Annotated in this window: 24 protein-coding genes; 8 read left to right on the forward strand and 16 right to left on the reverse strand. The window is 68.2% G+C overall.

The features are described 5' to 3' along the window. The first annotated feature begins 133 nt into the window (after positions 1–133). Entirely contained in the window at positions 134–343 is a 210-nt protein-coding gene (locus tag NKJ07_RS04575) for a hypothetical protein (RefSeq protein ID WP_318569410.1), read from the forward strand. 62 nt (positions 344–405) lie between these two features. Next, on the forward strand, positions 406–879 hold the full coding sequence (locus NKJ07_RS04580; protein WP_318569411.1) for an SRPBCC family protein: 474 nt from the start codon (positions 406–408) through the stop codon (positions 877–879). Between the two features lies 1 nt (position 880). Here the strand turns inward: NKJ07_RS04580 and NKJ07_RS04585 are convergent, their stop codons facing one another. Both NKJ07_RS04585 and NKJ07_RS04590 read right to left on the reverse strand, forming a co-directional pair. Then, positions 881–1513, reverse strand: a complete 633-nt coding sequence (locus NKJ07_RS04585) for a class I SAM-dependent methyltransferase (RefSeq protein WP_318569412.1) — start codon at positions 1511–1513, stop codon at positions 881–883. A gap of 172 nt (positions 1514–1685) precedes the next feature. After that, the gene (locus NKJ07_RS04590; RefSeq protein WP_318569413.1) at positions 1686–2222 is read right to left on the reverse strand and encodes a cupin domain-containing protein; all 537 of its coding nucleotides are present in this window, start codon (positions 2220–2222) and stop codon (positions 1686–1688) included. A 227-nt stretch (positions 2223–2449) separates the two neighbouring features. Between NKJ07_RS04590 and NKJ07_RS04595 the strand changes: the two genes are divergently transcribed. Continuing rightward, positions 2450–2926 (forward strand): VOC family protein, encoded by a 477-nt coding sequence (locus NKJ07_RS04595; RefSeq protein ID WP_318569414.1) that lies wholly within the window; start codon positions 2450–2452, stop codon positions 2924–2926. A 77-nt stretch (positions 2927–3003) separates the two neighbouring features. Here NKJ07_RS04595 and NKJ07_RS04600 read toward each other — a convergent pair whose 3' ends face one another. Then, positions 3004–5022, reverse strand: coding sequence for a hybrid sensor histidine kinase/response regulator (locus NKJ07_RS04600; RefSeq protein WP_318569415.1), 2019 nt, complete (start codon positions 5020–5022; stop codon positions 3004–3006). 155 nt (positions 5023–5177) lie between these two features. Further along, positions 5178–6083 carry a DMT family transporter gene (locus NKJ07_RS04605; protein WP_318570533.1) on the reverse strand — a complete coding sequence of 302 codons (906 nt, stop codon included), beginning with the start codon at positions 6081–6083 and terminating at the stop codon, positions 5178–5180. A gap of 233 nt (positions 6084–6316) precedes the next feature. Between NKJ07_RS04605 and NKJ07_RS04610 the strand changes: the two genes are divergently transcribed. Then, positions 6317–8614 carry an outer membrane protein assembly factor BamB family protein gene (locus tag NKJ07_RS04610; RefSeq protein ID WP_318569416.1) on the forward strand — a complete coding sequence of 766 codons (2298 nt, stop codon included), beginning with the start codon at positions 6317–6319 and terminating at the stop codon, positions 8612–8614. Positions 8615–8633: 19 nt separating this feature from the next. Here NKJ07_RS04610 and queC read toward each other — a convergent pair whose 3' ends face one another. The 5 genes from queC to NKJ07_RS04635 all read right to left on the reverse strand — a co-directional run bounded on the left by queC (position 8634) and on the right by NKJ07_RS04635 (position 11718). Further along, on the reverse strand, positions 8634–9347 hold the full coding sequence (queC, locus tag NKJ07_RS04615; protein WP_318570534.1) for a 7-cyano-7-deazaguanine synthase QueC: 714 nt from the start codon (positions 9345–9347) through the stop codon (positions 8634–8636). 175 nt (positions 9348–9522) lie between these two features. Beyond that, positions 9523–10305 (reverse strand): 7-carboxy-7-deazaguanine synthase QueE, encoded by a 783-nt coding sequence (locus NKJ07_RS04620; RefSeq protein WP_318569417.1) that lies wholly within the window; start codon positions 10303–10305, stop codon positions 9523–9525. A 2-nt stretch (positions 10306–10307) separates the two neighbouring features. Next, positions 10308–10769: a 6-pyruvoyl trahydropterin synthase family protein gene (locus NKJ07_RS04625; protein WP_318569418.1), complete on the reverse strand. Its 462-nt coding sequence runs from the start codon at positions 10767–10769 to the stop codon at positions 10308–10310. A gap of 115 nt (positions 10770–10884) precedes the next feature. Further along, complete coding sequence (locus NKJ07_RS04630) at positions 10885–11295, reverse strand: acyl-CoA thioesterase (RefSeq protein ID WP_318569419.1); 411 nt, start codon at positions 11293–11295, stop codon at positions 10885–10887. Between the two features lie 96 nt (positions 11296–11391). Beyond that, complete coding sequence (locus NKJ07_RS04635) at positions 11392–11718, reverse strand: DUF7999 family protein (RefSeq protein ID WP_318569420.1); 327 nt, start codon at positions 11716–11718, stop codon at positions 11392–11394. 186 nt (positions 11719–11904) lie between these two features. Here NKJ07_RS04635 and NKJ07_RS04640 point away from each other — a divergent pair, with 186 nt between their 5' ends. Further along, the gene (locus tag NKJ07_RS04640) at positions 11905–12276 is read left to right on the forward strand and encodes a 2Fe-2S iron-sulfur cluster binding domain-containing protein (RefSeq protein ID WP_318569421.1); all 372 of its coding nucleotides are present in this window, start codon (positions 11905–11907) and stop codon (positions 12274–12276) included. Positions 12277–12734: 458 nt separating this feature from the next. On the opposite strand, the gene NKJ07_RS04645 is transcribed toward NKJ07_RS04640, so the two are convergent. From NKJ07_RS04645 to NKJ07_RS04670, 6 genes are read right to left on the reverse strand one after another with little or no spacing between them, the layout of a single operon-like run. Continuing rightward, complete coding sequence (locus tag NKJ07_RS04645) at positions 12735–13745, reverse strand: tyrosine-type recombinase/integrase (protein WP_318569422.1); 1011 nt, start codon at positions 13743–13745, stop codon at positions 12735–12737. Then, entirely contained in the window at positions 13745–13960 is a 216-nt protein-coding gene (locus NKJ07_RS04650) for a hypothetical protein (protein ID WP_318569423.1), read from the reverse strand. The genes NKJ07_RS04645 and NKJ07_RS04650 overlap by 1 nt, the downstream gene beginning before the upstream one ends. After that, positions 13960–14211: a hypothetical protein gene (locus NKJ07_RS04655; protein ID WP_318569424.1), complete on the reverse strand. Its 252-nt coding sequence runs from the start codon at positions 14209–14211 to the stop codon at positions 13960–13962. The genes NKJ07_RS04650 and NKJ07_RS04655 overlap by 1 nt, the downstream gene beginning before the upstream one ends. Continuing rightward, positions 14211–14420, reverse strand: coding sequence for a hypothetical protein (locus NKJ07_RS04660; RefSeq protein WP_318569425.1), 210 nt, complete (start codon positions 14418–14420; stop codon positions 14211–14213). The genes NKJ07_RS04655 and NKJ07_RS04660 overlap by 1 nt, the downstream gene beginning before the upstream one ends. Next, positions 14417–14560 (reverse strand): hypothetical protein, encoded by a 144-nt coding sequence (locus NKJ07_RS04665; protein WP_318569426.1) that lies wholly within the window; start codon positions 14558–14560, stop codon positions 14417–14419. The genes NKJ07_RS04660 and NKJ07_RS04665 overlap by 4 nt, the downstream gene beginning before the upstream one ends. Then, a complete protein-coding gene (locus NKJ07_RS04670; RefSeq protein WP_318569427.1) occupies positions 14557–14787 on the reverse strand; it encodes a hypothetical protein in 231 nt (76 codons plus the stop codon). The genes NKJ07_RS04665 and NKJ07_RS04670 overlap by 4 nt, the downstream gene beginning before the upstream one ends. Before the next feature lie 256 nt (positions 14788–15043). On the opposite strand from NKJ07_RS04670, the gene NKJ07_RS04675 reads away from it, so the two are divergent. The 3 genes from NKJ07_RS04675 to NKJ07_RS04685 all read left to right on the forward strand — a co-directional run bounded on the left by NKJ07_RS04675 (position 15044) and on the right by NKJ07_RS04685 (position 16246). Beyond that, positions 15044–15334 (forward strand): MarR family transcriptional regulator, encoded by a 291-nt coding sequence (locus NKJ07_RS04675; protein ID WP_425504723.1) that lies wholly within the window; start codon positions 15044–15046, stop codon positions 15332–15334. Positions 15335–15554: 220 nt separating this feature from the next. Continuing rightward, on the forward strand, positions 15555–15815 hold the full coding sequence (locus tag NKJ07_RS04680; RefSeq protein WP_318569429.1) for an AbrB/MazE/SpoVT family DNA-binding domain-containing protein: 261 nt from the start codon (positions 15555–15557) through the stop codon (positions 15813–15815). Beyond that, positions 15815–16246 carry a type II toxin-antitoxin system VapC family toxin gene (locus tag NKJ07_RS04685; RefSeq protein WP_318569430.1) on the forward strand — a complete coding sequence of 144 codons (432 nt, stop codon included), beginning with the start codon at positions 15815–15817 and terminating at the stop codon, positions 16244–16246. The genes NKJ07_RS04680 and NKJ07_RS04685 overlap by 1 nt, the downstream gene beginning before the upstream one ends. Before the next feature lies 1 nt (position 16247). Here the strand turns inward: NKJ07_RS04685 and NKJ07_RS04690 are convergent, their stop codons facing one another. Continuing rightward, a complete protein-coding gene (locus tag NKJ07_RS04690) occupies positions 16248–16520 on the reverse strand; it encodes a polysaccharide transporter (RefSeq protein ID WP_318569431.1) in 273 nt (90 codons plus the stop codon). Positions 16521–16562: the final 42 nt, after the last annotated feature.

Raw genomic sequence — 16562 nt, forward strand, 5'->3', positions numbered from 1 at the left:
AGCGTCGACCGGTCAGTTCCCCGGCCGCCAATGGTTCCAGTTCGCCGGTGGTTCCCGCGTCGCGGACGCGCCCGCTCCGATCGCACGCCGTCGAACTGCCAGCCGAGCAGCCGTTTCCACCACCCTCCACACGATGTTCCCCGCCGACCCCTCCCACGAATCGAACCGCTCGCGACGGGCGGCCGCCGCCGAGCGCGCGCCCGCGGCAGCCTTCTCGCTCGCGTTCGCGACGCTCCCGGTCGTCGTCGTTGGCGTCCTGAGCCACCCCACGGTGTCGGTCGCCGCGGCGGCTGGCGTCGTCGTGACGACGGCCGCACACGACGCCGTCGAGCGTCTCCGGTGACCTGCCGGGAGCCGTTTCCGACGATCGGTGACCCTTTGCTTGCCGACGCCCCAGGTACGGGTATGGCGAGATATCAACGGCGGACCCGCGTTGCGGCCCCGCTCGACGACGTGTGGGCGTTTCACTCTCGCATCGAAGGACTGGAAGCGCTCACCCCGGGGTGGATGAACCTGCGCGTCGAGGCGGTTCGCGGTCCCGACGGCGAGGACGACCCCGCGGTGCTGGAGACCGGGACGCGGATCCGCCTGTCGACCCGCCCGTTCGGCGTCGGTCCCCGCCAGTCGTTCGTCTCCCGGATCGTCGCCCGCGAGGAGGGCGAGGGGACGGCGACGTTCACCGACGACATGACCGACGGCCCCTTCCGGGAGTGGCGACACACCCACCGATTTTTCGCCGACGGCGACGAGACCGTGATCGAAGACGACGTCGAGTACGCCTTCCCCGTCGCGGACGGCCTTCTGGGGCCGCTGTCGATGGTCGGCTTCGAGCCGATGTTCCGCTACCGGCACAAGAAGACGCGCGAACTCCTGGAGTGACTCAGCGCCGCCGCGCGAGGACGAACAGCGCCGTGCTCCCGAGCGGGTCGTCGACGCGACGCTCCCACTCGACGTCGAACCCGGCGTCCGACAGCTGTGCCGTCGTCGCCGCGGAGCCGGGCGTGCTCCAGAACATGGCGTGACCGCTCCCGAGCCAGTTCCGCCGCGTCGACTCGGACCGACCGGAGCCGACGGTCATGAGCACTAGCCCATCCGGCCGGAGGACGCGGGCGAACTCCCTGTACACGGCCGGATGTCGCTCGCGCGGGACGTGGAAGACGCTGTGGTACGCTGAGACGGCGTCGAACGTCTGCTCCCGAAACGGGAGCGCCGTCATGTCTGCCTGCACGAGTCGCGCGTCGGGAACGGCCTCGCTCGCGAGGCCGAGTTGGACCCGCGAGAAGTCCAGCCCGACCACGTCCAGCGTCGGGTCGGCGTCGTGGAGGGTCGCCATCGTCCGCCGGCCGTCCCCACAGCCCACGTCAAGCACGCTCGCTCCCGCGGGGAGGTCGGGCGCGAGGTCACGGAGCAGGTCGGCGTCCGGGCCGTCCGCGCGGCGGGCGGCCGCGTAGTCGTCGGCGACGGCGTCCCACGCCCGCCGCACGGCGTTCCGGCGTGCGGTCTCGTCGGTCATCGTCCGTGGTACGGTCGCCGGCGTCCTGAGGCTTCCGGCAGTGCGTGCACCCGGACGCCCGAGGAATCGTTTTCGCTTCCCCGTAGTGCTGGGCGGTCCCGCCGACCACGTCCGGTGTCGCCAGCCCTCTCACAGGGTTCGCTCCGGGTCCGGTTCCGTACCCGCCTCGTCGTCAGATGGGTACGGCTCGGGTGGCCCCCGGCCAGTGGCTCGCCCCACCGTCGCGAGCACCGAGAGCAGGACGCGCTGGACGGCCCGTGGTGGCCGCGCGAGGACGACCACGTCCGGGTACGTCCGGAGCAGGCGCGCAGTCTCGAGGAATCGACCAGCATCCGAGCGCCCGGCCGCCCCGTGCGCGCAGGCGAACCGAGACGGTCAGAAACGCTCGCCACCGCCCGGGAGCCGTCACCTCGCGTCGGAGCCGAACCGGGTCGTCCGCCGTGAACGAGACGTGCGGCGTCCCCGCCTCGACGACGAACGCCTCGCCCGATTCGACGCGATGGTCGACCCCCTCTGTCCGGACCACGAGGTGTCCGTCACGGACGACGAACCGTTCGACGGTGCCGGGATGGTAGTGCGCCGGCGGCGGGTCGAGGCTCACCGGCCGCCACTCCTCGCAGACCAGGGCCTCGTCGTCGGACGCCTCCTCGTCGACGGCGATCCGCACGCCGGTGGTCGGATCGCGGATCTCCGTCGGCGTGGGCGTCACGGCGGTCGGTCACTCCGTCGTTCGCCGCCGGACGTATCCGACGTCGCCCACGTAGTGTCGGAACTGAGTTACCACCTAACACGCAACGCGGATTGAATCTATGGGATGGGCAACGGCGGGGGTGTCGGGACGCCACCCGCCGTCGAACGCGTGGTCGCTCGCGACGACGAGGTCGCGGGGCGACTCCCCGACGCGGGTTTTTTTCCGCGCCGACCCAACCACTGGTCATGACTCGCGATTCCGACGCCGAGGTGGGCGGCGAGACCGACATCGACGCGACGACCACGGCCACGGCCGCCGGACTCTCGGTCGTCGACCTCGACCACGTGGCGCTCCGCGTGGTCGACCTCGACCGCGCGCTCGGCTTCTACCACGACCTCCTCGGGCTTCCGATCAGGGACCGCGCGCGGTACGACCGGGGTGAGGTGCCCTACGTCGCGGTCGTCGCGGGCGGCAGACATCTCCACCTCGTGCCGGACGAGACGTTCGACGGTGACGTTGGGGGCGAGCACGTCTGTCTCCTCCTGCGGTCGGACGAGATCGATTCGCGGGGGGAACTCGAGGCGCTCCTCGACGACCTCGCGGACGCGGGCGTCACGGTCGAAGCCGACGAGCCGAAGAAGCGGTACGGCGCGTACGGGCGAGCGTGGGCGGCGTACGTCCGCGATCCCGACGGCCGGCGCGTCGAGCTCAAGGTCCACTAGCGACGGTGTCTGACAGTCGGCCCGCCGGCGGTCGTCGGTCTGTCGGGCGTTCGTCCGCACCCGGTGTCTCTACTCCATCAGTCGGACACTTCGGCGCTGGCGGCGACGGACTGGCGTTCGGCTCCAGCCACTTCCGCCGTGACGACCTCGAACCGAGCGCCCCCGTCGGAACCGGACGTGACGTCGACGCTCCAGCCGTGGGCGTCGACCACCTTGGCGACGATGGCGAGCCCGAGCCCCGAGCCGTCGTCGCCGGTCGAGTAGCCCTCGTCGAACACCTGGTCGTGCTCGTCGGGTGGGATGCCGGGGCCGTCGTCTTCGACGAAGAACCCACTCGCGCCGTCGAGCGGGCCGATCCTGACGGTCGTGTCGCCGGCGCCCCCGGGCTCGTTGGTCGCCGAGCGACCGGTCGTCGAGCCGTGTTCCACGCTGTTCCGGAAGAGGTTCTCGAAGACGGCCGGGAGCCGAGTGGGGTCTGCGGACACCGTTCCGATCTCCTCGACCGAGAGGGTGGCGTCCGCCGTCTCGACCGCGAGCCACGCCTCCTCGGCGACCTCGGTCAGGTCGACCGTCGTCACCTCGCCGACCGTCCGACCCTCGCGGGCGAGCGCGAGGACGTCGTCGATGATCGCCTCCATCCGGTCGATCGCCGACGACACGCGGTCGAGGTGGCTCACGTCGCCCGTCTCCTGTGCGACGTCGACGAAGCCCTCGACGACGTTCAACGGGTTGCGGAGGTCGTGTGAGACCGCGGCGGCGAACGCGTCGAGCCGGTCGTTCTGTCGCTTGAGCGTCCGCTCGCGCCGCTGGCGTTCGAGCGTGTGCGCGACCGTGTCGGCGACCGTCCGGAGCATCGACACCTCCGCGTCGGACCAGTCGCGTGGGCCCCGAGCGGTCTCGAAGCCGACGAACCCCCGGAACTCCCAGCCCGACACCAGCGGCACCACTACTGCCCCGGTCGTCCCCGCGAACAGTTCGGACGTGAACGCCTCGTTCGTCGGGAGGTCGGCGACGTCGACGATCCGGACGTTCTCGAACCGACAGAGGCGGCTCGGAAGCCACCCCTCGGGCTCCCAGTACTCGACGATCTCGGGCGGGACCGCGACAGCATCGTCGTCCTCGCCACGCGTCCAGCCGTGTTTCAGCACCGGCGGCTCGGTCCCGTCCGTCTCGTAGATGTAACAGCGGTCGAGGTCGGCGAACTCGGCGACGTTCTGGAGCGTCCAGCGGACCTTCGTGGCAATCTCGTCGGTCTCGGCGCTCATCAGCGACGTCGACGTGTCGAGGACGAGATCCTGGAAGTCGACGAGGTACTGTAGGTCGTCCGCGTGGGGATCGCCCGCTTCGACCGCCCGCGAGAGCGTCCCGACCACCCCGCGGGTGTCAGCTTCGAGTCCCGATCGCGTCATCCGAACGACGTACTCCGTCGGTTCGTCGCCGCCGAGCGTCGTCCGGAAGCAGGTGGTCTCCGGACCGCTCTCGGCCGAGATCGACTCGAACTCCGCGGTGAGCTGGTCGTCCGTTCCGAGCGCCGAGACGTGCCGGCCGAGGAGTTCGCGACGCTCGGCTCCGGCGTGGGTGACGAACAGGTCGTCGACCGAGATGAACCGGCCGTCGTCGTCGAGGAGGAAGACGGCGCTGTCGAGCGCTTCGAGCGCCGAGCCGTAGCGTCGCGACGTCCGCTGTGCCCGGTACTGCGTGACCGCGTTGACGATCCGGTTCGCCACGACGGCGTAGTGGTCGGCCCCCGACTGTTTCTGGACGTAGTCCGTGGCCCCCTCGCGAAACGCGTCCCGTGCGACTTCCTCCGACCCCTTCCCGGTCAGGAGGACGAACGGGAGGTCCGGCCACTCGCTCCGGACCGCGCTGAGGAGATCGAGCCCGCTCATCTCCGGCATCTCGTAGTCGGAGACGACGCAGTCGATCTCCCCGCGTCCCCGCTCGAGTTCGTCGAGCGCGGCCGTCGCGTCCGACACCGTCACGACGTCGAGTCCGGTCTCACCGCCCTCCCGTTCGAGATACGTCGCGACGAGTTCCCCGAACGCCGGGTCGTCGTCGACGTGGAGGACGGTGATCTCCCAGCCCGAGTCGTTCATACGACAGCGAGAACGATCCGTCCCTTTAGCGTTCGCGTCCGAGAATCACAAGTGAGAGCCTGATTCGGCGTGGAGTCAGGAACCTCCTGTTGCCTGATTGTGGCGTCCTGGCTATCGGACGGTCGGATCAGAACTGAGACCGGACGGCCGGACGGTCACGCTCCGTCGGGGTGGCGGTCCGTCTCCGATCCGTCGGTCGCTATCCGTTCGCTCGTCGTCGTGACCGCGATGCCGAGGAGGACGACCGCCCCGCCGGCGACAGTCGCGAGGGTCGGCACCTCGCCGAGGAGCGCAAGCGCGAGGAGCGTCGAGCCCAGCGGTTCGCCCAGGAGCGAGACGCTGACCACGGAGGAGTCGACGTGGGCCAACACCCAGTTGATGACCGTGTGACCGAAGAGGCCGGGACCGACGGCCATCCCGGCGAACAGCAGCCACTCCCGGGGCGGGTAGCCCGTGAGCGCGTGACCCTCCCAGAGGGTGACGCCGAGGAGCGCGGCCGCACAGGCCACGTAGACCACGGTCACGTAGGGGACGAGCGAGACCCGCTGGCGGATCGAGCGGCCGGCGAGGACGTACCCCGCGGCGGCGACGGCCCCGACGACGGCGAGCGCGTTGCCGTACAGCGGCCGACTCCCGCCGAGTGCGACCCCCGAGAGGACGTCGCCGAGCGACATGGCGACCATCCCACAGAGGGCGACGAGGATGCCCGCGGCCCGGCGACGGGTGACCCGTTCGTCGAGGAGTGCCCAGGCACCGACGGCGACGAACAGCGGCTGGGACTGCACCAGCGTGACCGAGGCGGCGACCGACGTCCACGCGAGGCTCTCGAACCACGCGGCGAAGTGGACCGCGAGCGCGACGCCGGTCACGCACGCGAAAAGCGCGTCCCGCGGCCGAAGACGGCGGAAGTCGCCGCGGTACCGGGTCACCGCCCACGGGAGGAGTAGGCCGACAGTGAAGACGACCCGGTAGAACGCCTTCACGACCGACGGGGCGGCGGACCACCGGACGAGGATAGCACTCGTCGAGACGGCGACGACCGCCACGCCGAGCGCGGCCATCGGCGGCGTTCGGCGTTCGACAGCGGCGAGGCTCACGTCGGGTGATGCGTGCGTCCGTGGCTTACCGGTATCGGTGTCGGCCTCGTCCGCGCCGTCGGTCCAGGGGGTGACTCGAACCAGGAGGTGTCTTTAACCAGGGGGTGACTCGAACCTCGGCCGGGGAGAGTCGCACCCCTCGCCCCGGATCCGAACGGCACAAAAGACCTTTGCCGCTGCTGCTTGAAGCGATGGCGATGCCCTCCACCCCGCGACTCACGCGCAGACGACTCCTCGGAGCCGTCTCGAGCCTCGCGCTCGGGGCGGGCTGTAGCGCGCGTCCGGACCCGTCGACTGCACCGTCGGCGACGGCGACCGACGAGCGGGCCTCGGCGACCAGTGCGACGCCGCACAGCGACGAGACGCCCACCGCGGGTCCCATCGACGCGAGCCTCGCCGGGCCGTGGCCGACGTTCGGCCGCGACCCCGGTAACACGGCGACGACCGACGCGTCGGGGCCGAGCGCCCCCGTGGACGCCTACTGGACCCAACAGGTCGGGAACGTCGGCCTCCAGTATCCGGCCGTCGGCCCCGCAGGCCCGTACGTCGCGACGCGCCGCGGCGCGCTCGTCGCACTCGACGCGAGCGGTGAGGAACGCTGGCTTCGGGCGCTCGACGACGAGGTCGTCACGGCCCCGGTCGTGACGCCGGACCGCGTCGTCGTCGGCACGGTCTCGGGCACCGTCACCGCCTTCACGCCCGCCGGCGAGAAAGCGTGGTCCGCGAGCCTCCCCGAGAGACTGTTCGCGCCGCACGCCTCCGACGGTACCGTCTTTGCCGCGACGACCGAGACGGTCGTCGTCGCTCACCAGTCCACGGGCGTCGTGGCGTTCGACCTCGCGGGCGGCGGCCGCCGCTGGGACACGGCGCTGACGGGGCGCGTCCACCGTCCGCGGGTGGTCGACGGGACGGTGTACGTGAGTACGGACCCCCAGGACGGCGACGGCGCGGTCGTCGCGCTCTCGTTGGACGACGGCACGGAGCGGTGGCGAGCGACCGTCCCACGAGGGGCGTCCGTCGCCCCGACCGTCACCGAGACGGACGTCTACACCGGCACACACCGGGGCTTAGTTCTCGCGGTCGACCGCGAGGGACGCGAGCGCTGGCGGACCTCTGTCGACGACTGGGTGAGCACGACGCCGGTCGTCGCCGCCGACGCGGTCTGGGTGGGAACGCTCGACGGCCGACTGTTCGCGCTCGAACGCGACGGAGGGCGGCGGGCCACGTACGACCTCGAACTGACGACGCCCGTCGTCCGTGACGACGTCCTCTACGCCGGGAGCGGTGAGGGCGTCGTCGCGTTCGACGCGGCCGACGGCGCGGTCCGGTGGCGGACGGACGTCGATGGCCACGTCAGCCCGCCGCTCCGTCTCGCCGGCGACCGGCTCTACGTCGGCGCGGACGAGGGCGACGCCTACGCGCTCGCGGTCGACGACGGGCGCGTGCGGTGGTCGTTCACCGCTCGCCCCGCGACGACGCCGAGCCCGGTCGTCGACGACCGCTCCGTCTACGTCGAGGGGCTCTCGGGCTCCCTCCACGGCATCGTCGTCGAGAGCGGCAAAGACCTCTGGCGCCCCGGGCTCGTGGCCGGCGTCGTCGGCACGCCGGCGGTGCTCGCGGGTGGGGTCGTCACCGGCCTCCGGAACCGGCGACTGGCCGCGACCGCGCCGCTGGACTACGGCGACCCCCCGCGCGACCCGGTTCGGGTGACGCCGCGGCCGTCGCCGACGGAGACGCCCGTCGCGATCGACCTCCCGCAGGCCGACCGACGCTGGACGACGGGGCTCGGGGCGCTGCCGACCGGCGGGGTTGGGTTCGCCGACGGGGCCGCGTACGTCCCCGCGGGCGGCGAACTCGTCCGTGTCGACGCCGCCACGGGGCGCATCCAGTGGCGGTCGAACGTGGGCAGTGCGGTGGGGACGACGCCGGCGGTCGGCGAGATAGCGAACGAGGGGCGAGTCGTGGTCGGCGGTGCCGACGGCATCACGGCGTTCGGGACCGCCGAGGGCCGCCGGCGGTGGCACGTGGAGACGCCGGCGGCGGTGCGGAGCAGTCCCGCCGTTCGTGACGGCCGCGTCGTGGTCGGGGGCGACGACAGCGTCGTTCGCGCGCTCGCGCTCGGCGACGGGACCGAACGGTGGCGTGTCGAGACCGGTGGCCCCGTCCTGAGCAGTCCGGCGGTCAGTTCAGGTATGGCGTTCGTCGGGAGCGACGACGGCGTCGTCCGCGGGTTCGCGCTCGCGGATGGAACCGAACGCTGGCGGGTCGAGACCGACGGCCCGGTCCGAAGCAGTCCAGCGGTCGCCGACGGCACGGTGTTCGTCGGGAGCCGCGACCGTCACCTGTACGCGCTGGCGGCCGCCGACGGCTCGGTGCGGTGGCGACACGAACTCGACAACTGGGTCGACGGCTCCCCCGCCGTGGCCCACGGTGCCGTCTTCGTCACCGACCAGTCGGGAGCGTGTCACTGCCTGGCGACCAGCACGGACGGGTGAGACGGCCGATACCGGCGCTTCAGCCGACGTACGTCGGCCGTTCGGCGTAGCTGATCGGATCCTCCGTTCCGAGCGCCTGAAACGCCCGCAGTCGAAACGCACAGGAGTCACAGGTGCCGCAGGCCGGCTCCTCGTCGCGGTAACACGACCAGGTGTGTCCGAACGGGACACCGAGTTCGAGCCCTCGGCGGGCGATGTCGGTCTTCGAGTCGCGGACGAACGGTACCTCGATCGAGACGGTCGTCTCCGGCTTCGTTCCGACGTCGACCATCGCCTCGAACGCCGCGAAGAACTCGGGACGGCAGTCGGGGTAGCCGGCGTAGTCCTCCGAGTGCGCGCCGACGAACACCGCGTCACAGTCGCGGGCTTCGGCGTACGACACCGCCATCGAGAGGAGGTTGGCGTTGCGGAACGGGACGTACGACGAGGGGGTCTCCTCGCTCGCGGGATCGGCGTCGGTCACGTCCATCGCCTCGTCCGTGAGGCTCGACCCCCCGATGCGTCCGAGGTGATCCGTCTCGACGTGCAGGAAGTCGCGGGCCGCGAGATCGTCCGCCAAGCGGCGGGCGCAGTCGTACTCCTTCGTCTCGGTCCGCTGGCCGTAGGAGGTGTGGAGGACGAACAGCTCGTAGCCCCGGTCGCGGGCCTCGTAGGCCGTCGTCGCGCTGTCCATCCCACCCGAGAGGAGCACGACTGCGCGTTTTTCGGCGGCGGGGTCCGCACGTTCGTCCATGTCAGCACGTTCGTCCGTGTCGGCGCTCTCGCGGTCGAGGGTCGGGGTGGCGGTGTCGGTTCGGTGGTCGTCGGTCATGGTGTGTCGTGGGTCGGTCGTGGTGTGTCGTGGGTCGGTGAAGCGGTGGGGAGTCGAGTGGTCGGTCGGAGGTCGGTCGGGGGCGGGTCGAGGAGGATCAGGTTTTGGGCGCGTCGTTCCAGAGATCGACGTGCAGTCGCGGGGTGTACCGGTAGCCGTGTTCGAGGGCGAGGTCGGCGACCGTCGCCCGACGGGCCGAGAACGCCTCTCGGGTCGTCCCTTCGGGCATGAGGAGCACGTCGTGGCCGCGGATGGGGACGCTCGCGGCGTCGCGGAGGCGGTCGACCAGCGAGTCGATCTCGGGGAGGTCCTCGGGGCCCGTGACGACGAACTTCAGCTGAAACGCGTGGCGCTCGACGAGCGTCGCCAGCGCCGCGAGGTCGACGCGCAGGTGGTCGTGCCGCTCGGCCCACGTCCCGACGTCCGCGTCGCCGCCGGCCGGCGGTCGATCAGGCGTCGGCGTCGACGAGGCCAGTTTCGGGCTGATGGAGACGAGGTCGATCGGAACGTCGGGCGCGAGGGTCCCGTTCGTCTCGACGGTCGTGTGGTAGCGCCCCTGGAGCCGAGCCAGGAGGTTGCCCGCGGCGTCGTGGACGAGCGGTTCGCCGCCCGTCAGGACGACGTGGTCGGCGTCGAACGCGTCGATCCGGTCTAGTAGTTCGTCGACGGTGCGCCACGCGCCCGTCGGCTCCCAAGAGGTGTGATACGAGTCGCAGAACCAACAACGGAGGTTACAGCCGCTGGTGCGGACGAACACGGAGGGCGTGCCGGCGAGGATCCCTTCGCCCTGGAGCGAATAGAACAGTTCGTTGATCGGGAGCGACGGACGGTCGGGGTCCGTCTCTCGCCCAACCGCGTCGGCGTCCGAGGAGACCGGCATCGTCAGGACCGCGCGCAGAGTTCGGCCGTCTCGCGCACCTCGACGGCGACCGCCGTGACCGTGTCGGGCAACCGGGCTTCGAGCCGCCGTTCGAGGACGACGCTCATCACCTCGGCGGTCGGTGGCGCGTCGAGAACGATCAGCGCGTCACCGTCGCCGCTGGCCTCGAACGCCTCTACGAGCGGATCGCCGGCCTCGAGGAGAAACCGGTGGTCCCACTCGTCGACGACGTCGGTGACGTCGCCCTTGTCGACGACCCAGCCCTCAGCCGAGAGTTCGCCGTGGACCGTGACCGAGATCTCGTAGTTGTGCCCGTGCGGCCGGGCACACTTGCCGTCGTGGTGCTGGAGCCGGTGGCCCGCGCTGATGCGGATCGGCCGGTCGCGCCCGACGTGGAGGACCCGCTCGCCCGCGTCGGCGAGCGTCGACGGCTCGGAACTCTCTTTTGGTACTCTTCGGTTCATATCCGGAGAATACTGGGATCATACTTAACGAGTTCCATCGGTGGACATCGGACGATCGGGCCGGACGGGACACACGTGCTGGACGCTACTCGGGCCCAAAGAGGCTCCGCCGGGCTCAGGCGGCGTCCGAGCGCGCGGCGGCGACCCGCTCGCGCCACGAGTCGGGGACCTCGATCGCCCGTCCGTCGTCGTCGACGGCGACCTGGACGGTCTCGGCGGTCGCGACGGGCTTCCCCTCGTAGCGGAGTTCGTACCCCATAGTGAAGCTCGTCCGACCGAAGTCGGTGATGCCGACCGCGACCGTGGCTTCGCCGACGTCAGGGATCGCGCGCTCGTAGTCGAGTTCGAGCCGCGCGACGACGAAGCTGATCTCGTGGACGCCCAGGTCCAGTACGTCCCGGAAGTAGTGGACGCGAGCCTCCTCACAGAGGGTGGCGTAGGCGGCGTTGTTGACGTGGCCGAACGTGTCGAGGTCGGAGTACCGCACGTCGACCGTGGCGTGGTAGTGGAGGTCGGAGTCGCCCATACCCGAACGTCCCCCGCCGGCTCGAAAACAGCGTCGGTCGCGGCGAGACCGGGGACGGACGGGCGAAGACGGCCGAGACGGTCGATTCCGGGCGACTCAACTCGCGTCCGGATCGGGATTCGTCCGGTTCTCACCGACGGTGCGCGTGCGTGTGCGTCGGGGAGCGGGGGGACTGAACGGCCCCGCCGGCAGGTCGCTCACGCACCAGGCGTTCGATCGGGAGCCGACCCTCGTCATCCGCACCGGAACGGTCGCCCCGGCAGGAAGCTCGGCCAGCACGGACCGGACGCGATCCGAGTCGTAGTCGACGAGGTGACGGACCTCGTTCGTCTCCTCGGTTTCGACCGTCATCGCCCCGTGGTCGTTCATCGCGCGTCTGATCACGACCGAGACGGGTGTGGAGCGGAGGGTCTGTCGGGTCATTGTCGACGATTCGACGTGCCACCACTTAAAAACGTCGTGAGAATGTCATTTTCTGACACGCACGACTCCGGCGTCCGGACCCCACAGCCTAGGACGATACGTTCAATGGGATCGCGCCTCTGATGTGGACGTGACCGCCGAACAGCCACGACGAAACTGGGCCCGAGACGACGGGTGCCGCGGCGCGTGAGCGACGCTCGTGACGGCGACGGCGGCGAGGACGGCGACACGGACGCGCGGGTCTCGGTCGTCGTTCGGCACGCCGACGGCGAGACCACGCTCAGGGTTCGTCGTGGCCGGATCCTCCGCGACGTACTCCGTGAGCACGGCCTCTCGCCGTACACCCGGCTGACCGAGCGGGCGAACTGCGGGGGTCGTGGCCTCTGTGCGACCTGTGGCGTCCGGCTCCGGGTGGGCCCCGATCCCCACCACTGGCACGACCGACTCGCCGCCCGGTTCGGCTACCCGCGACTGTCGTGTCAGGTCCGCGTCGAGGAGGCGATGGTCGTCGAACTCGACGAGGAAAAACACGTGTGGGGCCGGCGGGAGTCGAAGTGAATCCCGGCAGATTGCGTCAACGTCAGTCGCCCCGACTCTGTCTGCCGATCGAACGGAGTTACACTGTTACGAGCAGTCGTACCGAGCGCACTCGATCCGCGCTCCTCGCAACCACGAGGCGTCCGGTCGATTGACCGGCTTTGGGTCGTCGAAACGAGCTCGTCGAACATGTACGTATCTCTGGATGGACGATTGGGTGAGACGATCCGAGTCCTCACGGAGTTTCACGAGTCAGTGCGGCCACACGACCAAAACTCTCATCAGCGAATCCAGTTCGTCCGCAAAAAAGTCCGCTCTCCCCGATTTGAAGCGGACGAGACTCGCTTCGCTCGACTCGCTGCCTCCCGTTCGCTTCGGTCACGGGAGCGGGGGGCAAGCCGACGGCTCTCGGAGTTGGACTGGTAAGAAAGTCCGCTCTCCCCGCGGACGGCTCCCGGGCAAACGGACGTCAGCACCGCTCAGAGCACCTCCAAGTGCGACCGTCGGGTCTCCATCCGCTCGACGTCCGTCCGCTCGTCGTAGTGAAGCTCGATGACCTCTCGGGTGGCGTTCACGCACTCGGAGACGACGTCCGGCGGGATCCCGAGCGACCGCATGTGCATGATAGCGGCCGACCGGACGTCATGGGGGGACCGAGAGCTCGGACACCGAGACTCGTACCCGCTGTCGAGTGCTTCGCACTCGTCCACGTCTCGGTCATGTGGACACGCGACTCCCAGGGTACAGGGCCGAGTCACCCGGTACATCGAGTGGCGAACAGCCGACTCCGACACGCGTCCGTAGCGCGTCGCGACGAGCGGCCGTCGACCGTAGTCGTCGACGACGTCCGACCGGGTCACCCGTCGGTAGTCCTCGACGAGCTCAACGATCTCCTCGGAGAGGTGGACTGCTCGCTCACCTTCGACACCATTCTTGAGCGGCGTCTTTGTCTCCGGCCGATGGACGAACGTCGCGAACTGCTCGTCCGGGTGGTAGTCGTCGACGTCGAGCGCGCGGAGGCCGCCGAGTCGACAGCCGATGTGGAACAGCAGGGCAACCAGGACGTGCTGAAGCGACGCGTACTCGAACCGTTCCAGGTGTTCGAGGACTTCCTGAACCCGCTCCGGTTCGAGCGCGTGGTCTCGTGAGAGCTCTCGACGAGAAAGTGAGGGGATCAGCACCTTGTCCGAGAGACCCGACTCGACGGCCTCGATCGCCTCGCAGTAGCTCAGGAATGCTCGGTAGGTGTAGGAGTTCCCGCGGATCGTCGTCTCGCGAACGCCGGCGTCGCGACGGCTCTGGAAGTACCGCTCGATGTCACGCCCGGTGAGGTCGTTCAGGTTCGTGAGCTCCTCCGCCTCTATCCACTCGCGGAACTGCTTCAGCCGGTAGCCGTGGGCCTCGATCGTCTTCTGACGGACGCTCCCCGACCGGTGAGAGAGATACAGGTCGACCGCCTCACTCGGCGAGATGGGTTCGAGGTCGGTCATCAGTACGAGATGTGCAGCGCGGTCGCGCCACACACCTTACACTCGGTCCCGAGCGCCAGCGCCGTGACGCCCGACTCTTCGTGCTCGTTCGTGTACGTCGCCTTGACCTTCCCTGACCGGCACTCATTGCACCGGAGTTCCGACAGGGAGAAGACGTACTCGCGGTCGTCGTGGACGACCACGAAGCCGTCGTCTCGCTGTTTGGTCTCGATCATCAGTCGAACCCCCGCTGGCGAAGATCCCGCTCACCGATGACCTGTCGGGCTTCTCGAACCGTCTCGTAGTCGACGCGGCACGACTCGTCGCAGAACGTGAGCCCGGCGTTCCGGAGGACCTCACCCACATTTAATGGCTCGTTACAGTAGTCGCACCCCGGGGTGTCGCGGGTCAGCCACGCCTCGAGGAGTGAACCGATCTGGACGTCGATCCAGTCCGACGCCACCGTGTTGAACGCGTACGGATCCATCACTCGGCCCTCCGGTCGGCCGCCGTCTGGAATCCCCACTCGTCGAGCGTCGTCGGAGAAGAGTCATCAACACGCACTTCGACAGGATGGACGTCGTTGGCCGCGGTCCGGTGCGCGTGACTCTCCTCAGCGTGCTGTCTCGCCCGGTACTCGTCGTCGAACGTCCGCCCGCAGGGACACCGGAAACGCAGTGCCGTCTCGGAGCTCATGACTCGACCCTCTCGTACTCGACAGTGTGACCCGGACGGCCGTCCTCGTGCATCTTTGCGAGCCCTCGAACCGTCCGCTCGGTCGTTTCGAGGGTGTTCTCCGCGTCACAGTCGCGGCAGGAGATGTGCCACATCGTCATCGGTCCTCCCGGTCGTCGGGGTCGACCCGACCGTGGATGTCCCGGTAGCCCAGCTCGAACTCGGCGTCCTGAATCGCCGTCGCGAGCGCCTCCGGCGTCGACGACTCACTCTGCTGTAGCAGTTCGTCCGGCTCGTGCTGGAAGTAGTCCCAGCGCCGCATGAACTCGAAGAGAATCGCGTTCTGCGTCTCGACGGCGACCGCCAGCCGTTCGAGCGTCCGGTTCAAATCGTCCGTACCGGGTGATTTATGCCCGGTGTCGTTCTTGTTACACTTGGTTTTCCTCGCCCGAAAGCCAAGACGGGCCGGTCCCACGAACCGGTCCGTTTCTCGCAGACCACGAGACGATGAGGCCCGTCTATAGCTTTCGTTGCAAGCTAGAATGGTGTCTGTAAAATATAGTTTATCCCCAAATCTCTACCTGAGAATATAATTTCTACTTTATATTGTTTGAAAATATCCGCTGTTGTGTGCTACAATCTATATGCGCTACTCTGGGAGGTGGATGTCTATTGTGGATGACAGAATATTAGAATATATCCACGAGAACGGTTCTGGTTCCCCTAAAAAGATGAAAGAGGAGGGTAAGATACGCTACACACCTCAGTATGTGGCCGAGCGTTGTCGTGAATTGACAAAACACGATCTTCTCCAACATCTCGGGAATGGCGTCTACGTGATCACAGAGAAGGGAGAAGCGTATCTCGCGGGTGACCTCGATACGGGAGAGGTAGACGAAGACGGATCGGGAAGCGAGCGGCCGGCGAGCGCGTAAACCGGCAATTTTGACGCACGAAGTACCAGAATCCAGAGAGAAAACCCGGTAAGCAAACTGGTACGTTCCGAAAGTCTTTATCTCCGAATGGCCGTCACAGGCCCAGAGGCACCCCTTCAACCGACGATAATGTTTCTGAGCGCCGATTCTGACCTCCCACCGGTGTACGCACCAATTGCCCGCCCAATTGCTTATACCCGTAGAGATTCGAACTGAGAGCATGGCAACCGACGAGAGTAGCGAAGCGACGGATGAAACCACCGTCAACGAGAACTACGCCGCGACGATTCCCGCCCGTGTCCGGGAGCGCGTCGACGTCCAACCGGGAGACAAGATTCGGTGGACGGCGACCGAGGAAGGACAGCTCCGTGTGGAGGTCGTGAAACAACGATACGGCGTCTGGGAAGACGCCGAACCGCAGAGCCTCGGTGAGGTGACCGAGGAGGACATCGACGCGATGGGAATCGACACGAGCGACTGATGCGGGCGGCACTTCTCGATTCGAACGTCATCATCTACGCCCGAAACAGCGACTCCGGGGAGCGACACGAGCGGTCGCTAGAGATCGTCAAAGGAATCGACCGGGGTGAGCTGCCGACGGCCCACGTGACGGACTACGTAGTTGCAGAGACGCTGAATCTGATGCACAGCCGAGACGCTCACCGACTCGGTGAGGAGACGTACGATCTACTGTATGACAGCGCCGGATTCGAAATCCGACACACCGCGAAGAACGACTTCACCGAGGGCGTGCGGCTGTACCGTCGTCACGAGAAGCTGTCGTTCGTTGACTGCATTCTGGCCGCGTACATGGACCGAGTCGGGCTTGAGTACATCTACACCTTGGACGGGGAGTTTGACCGTCTCGACTGGGTGACTCGGCTATCGACGGCCGACAATCCGTTTTCCTAGGTCACACTTCCTCGTAGGTCTTCTCGAAAATCTCCCGTCCGCATGGGTAGATTTCGCCCTCAACACCCACGATCAGGTAGTCGCCGGCCTCTCCGACGACCGTTCCTTCCCGCGTGTCGATTTCGACGCGCTGGGTGAGCTGCTTCGCGTCGATCACGACGGGGCGCTTCCGGTAGCGACCCCACTCGTCTCCCTCAAGGGAGACGTCGGTCTCTTCGAGGGCGCGTCGTCGACGACCGAGCAGCACCAGCAGCGCCTGTGTCGGCAGGATCATCTGAACACCTCACTCAGAGTGAGCCAGAAGAGCGTTTCAGCG

This window comes from Salinigranum marinum (genome assembly GCF_024228675.1).
GTDB lineage: Archaea > Halobacteriota > Halobacteria > Halobacteriales > Haloferacaceae > Salinigranum > Salinigranum marinum.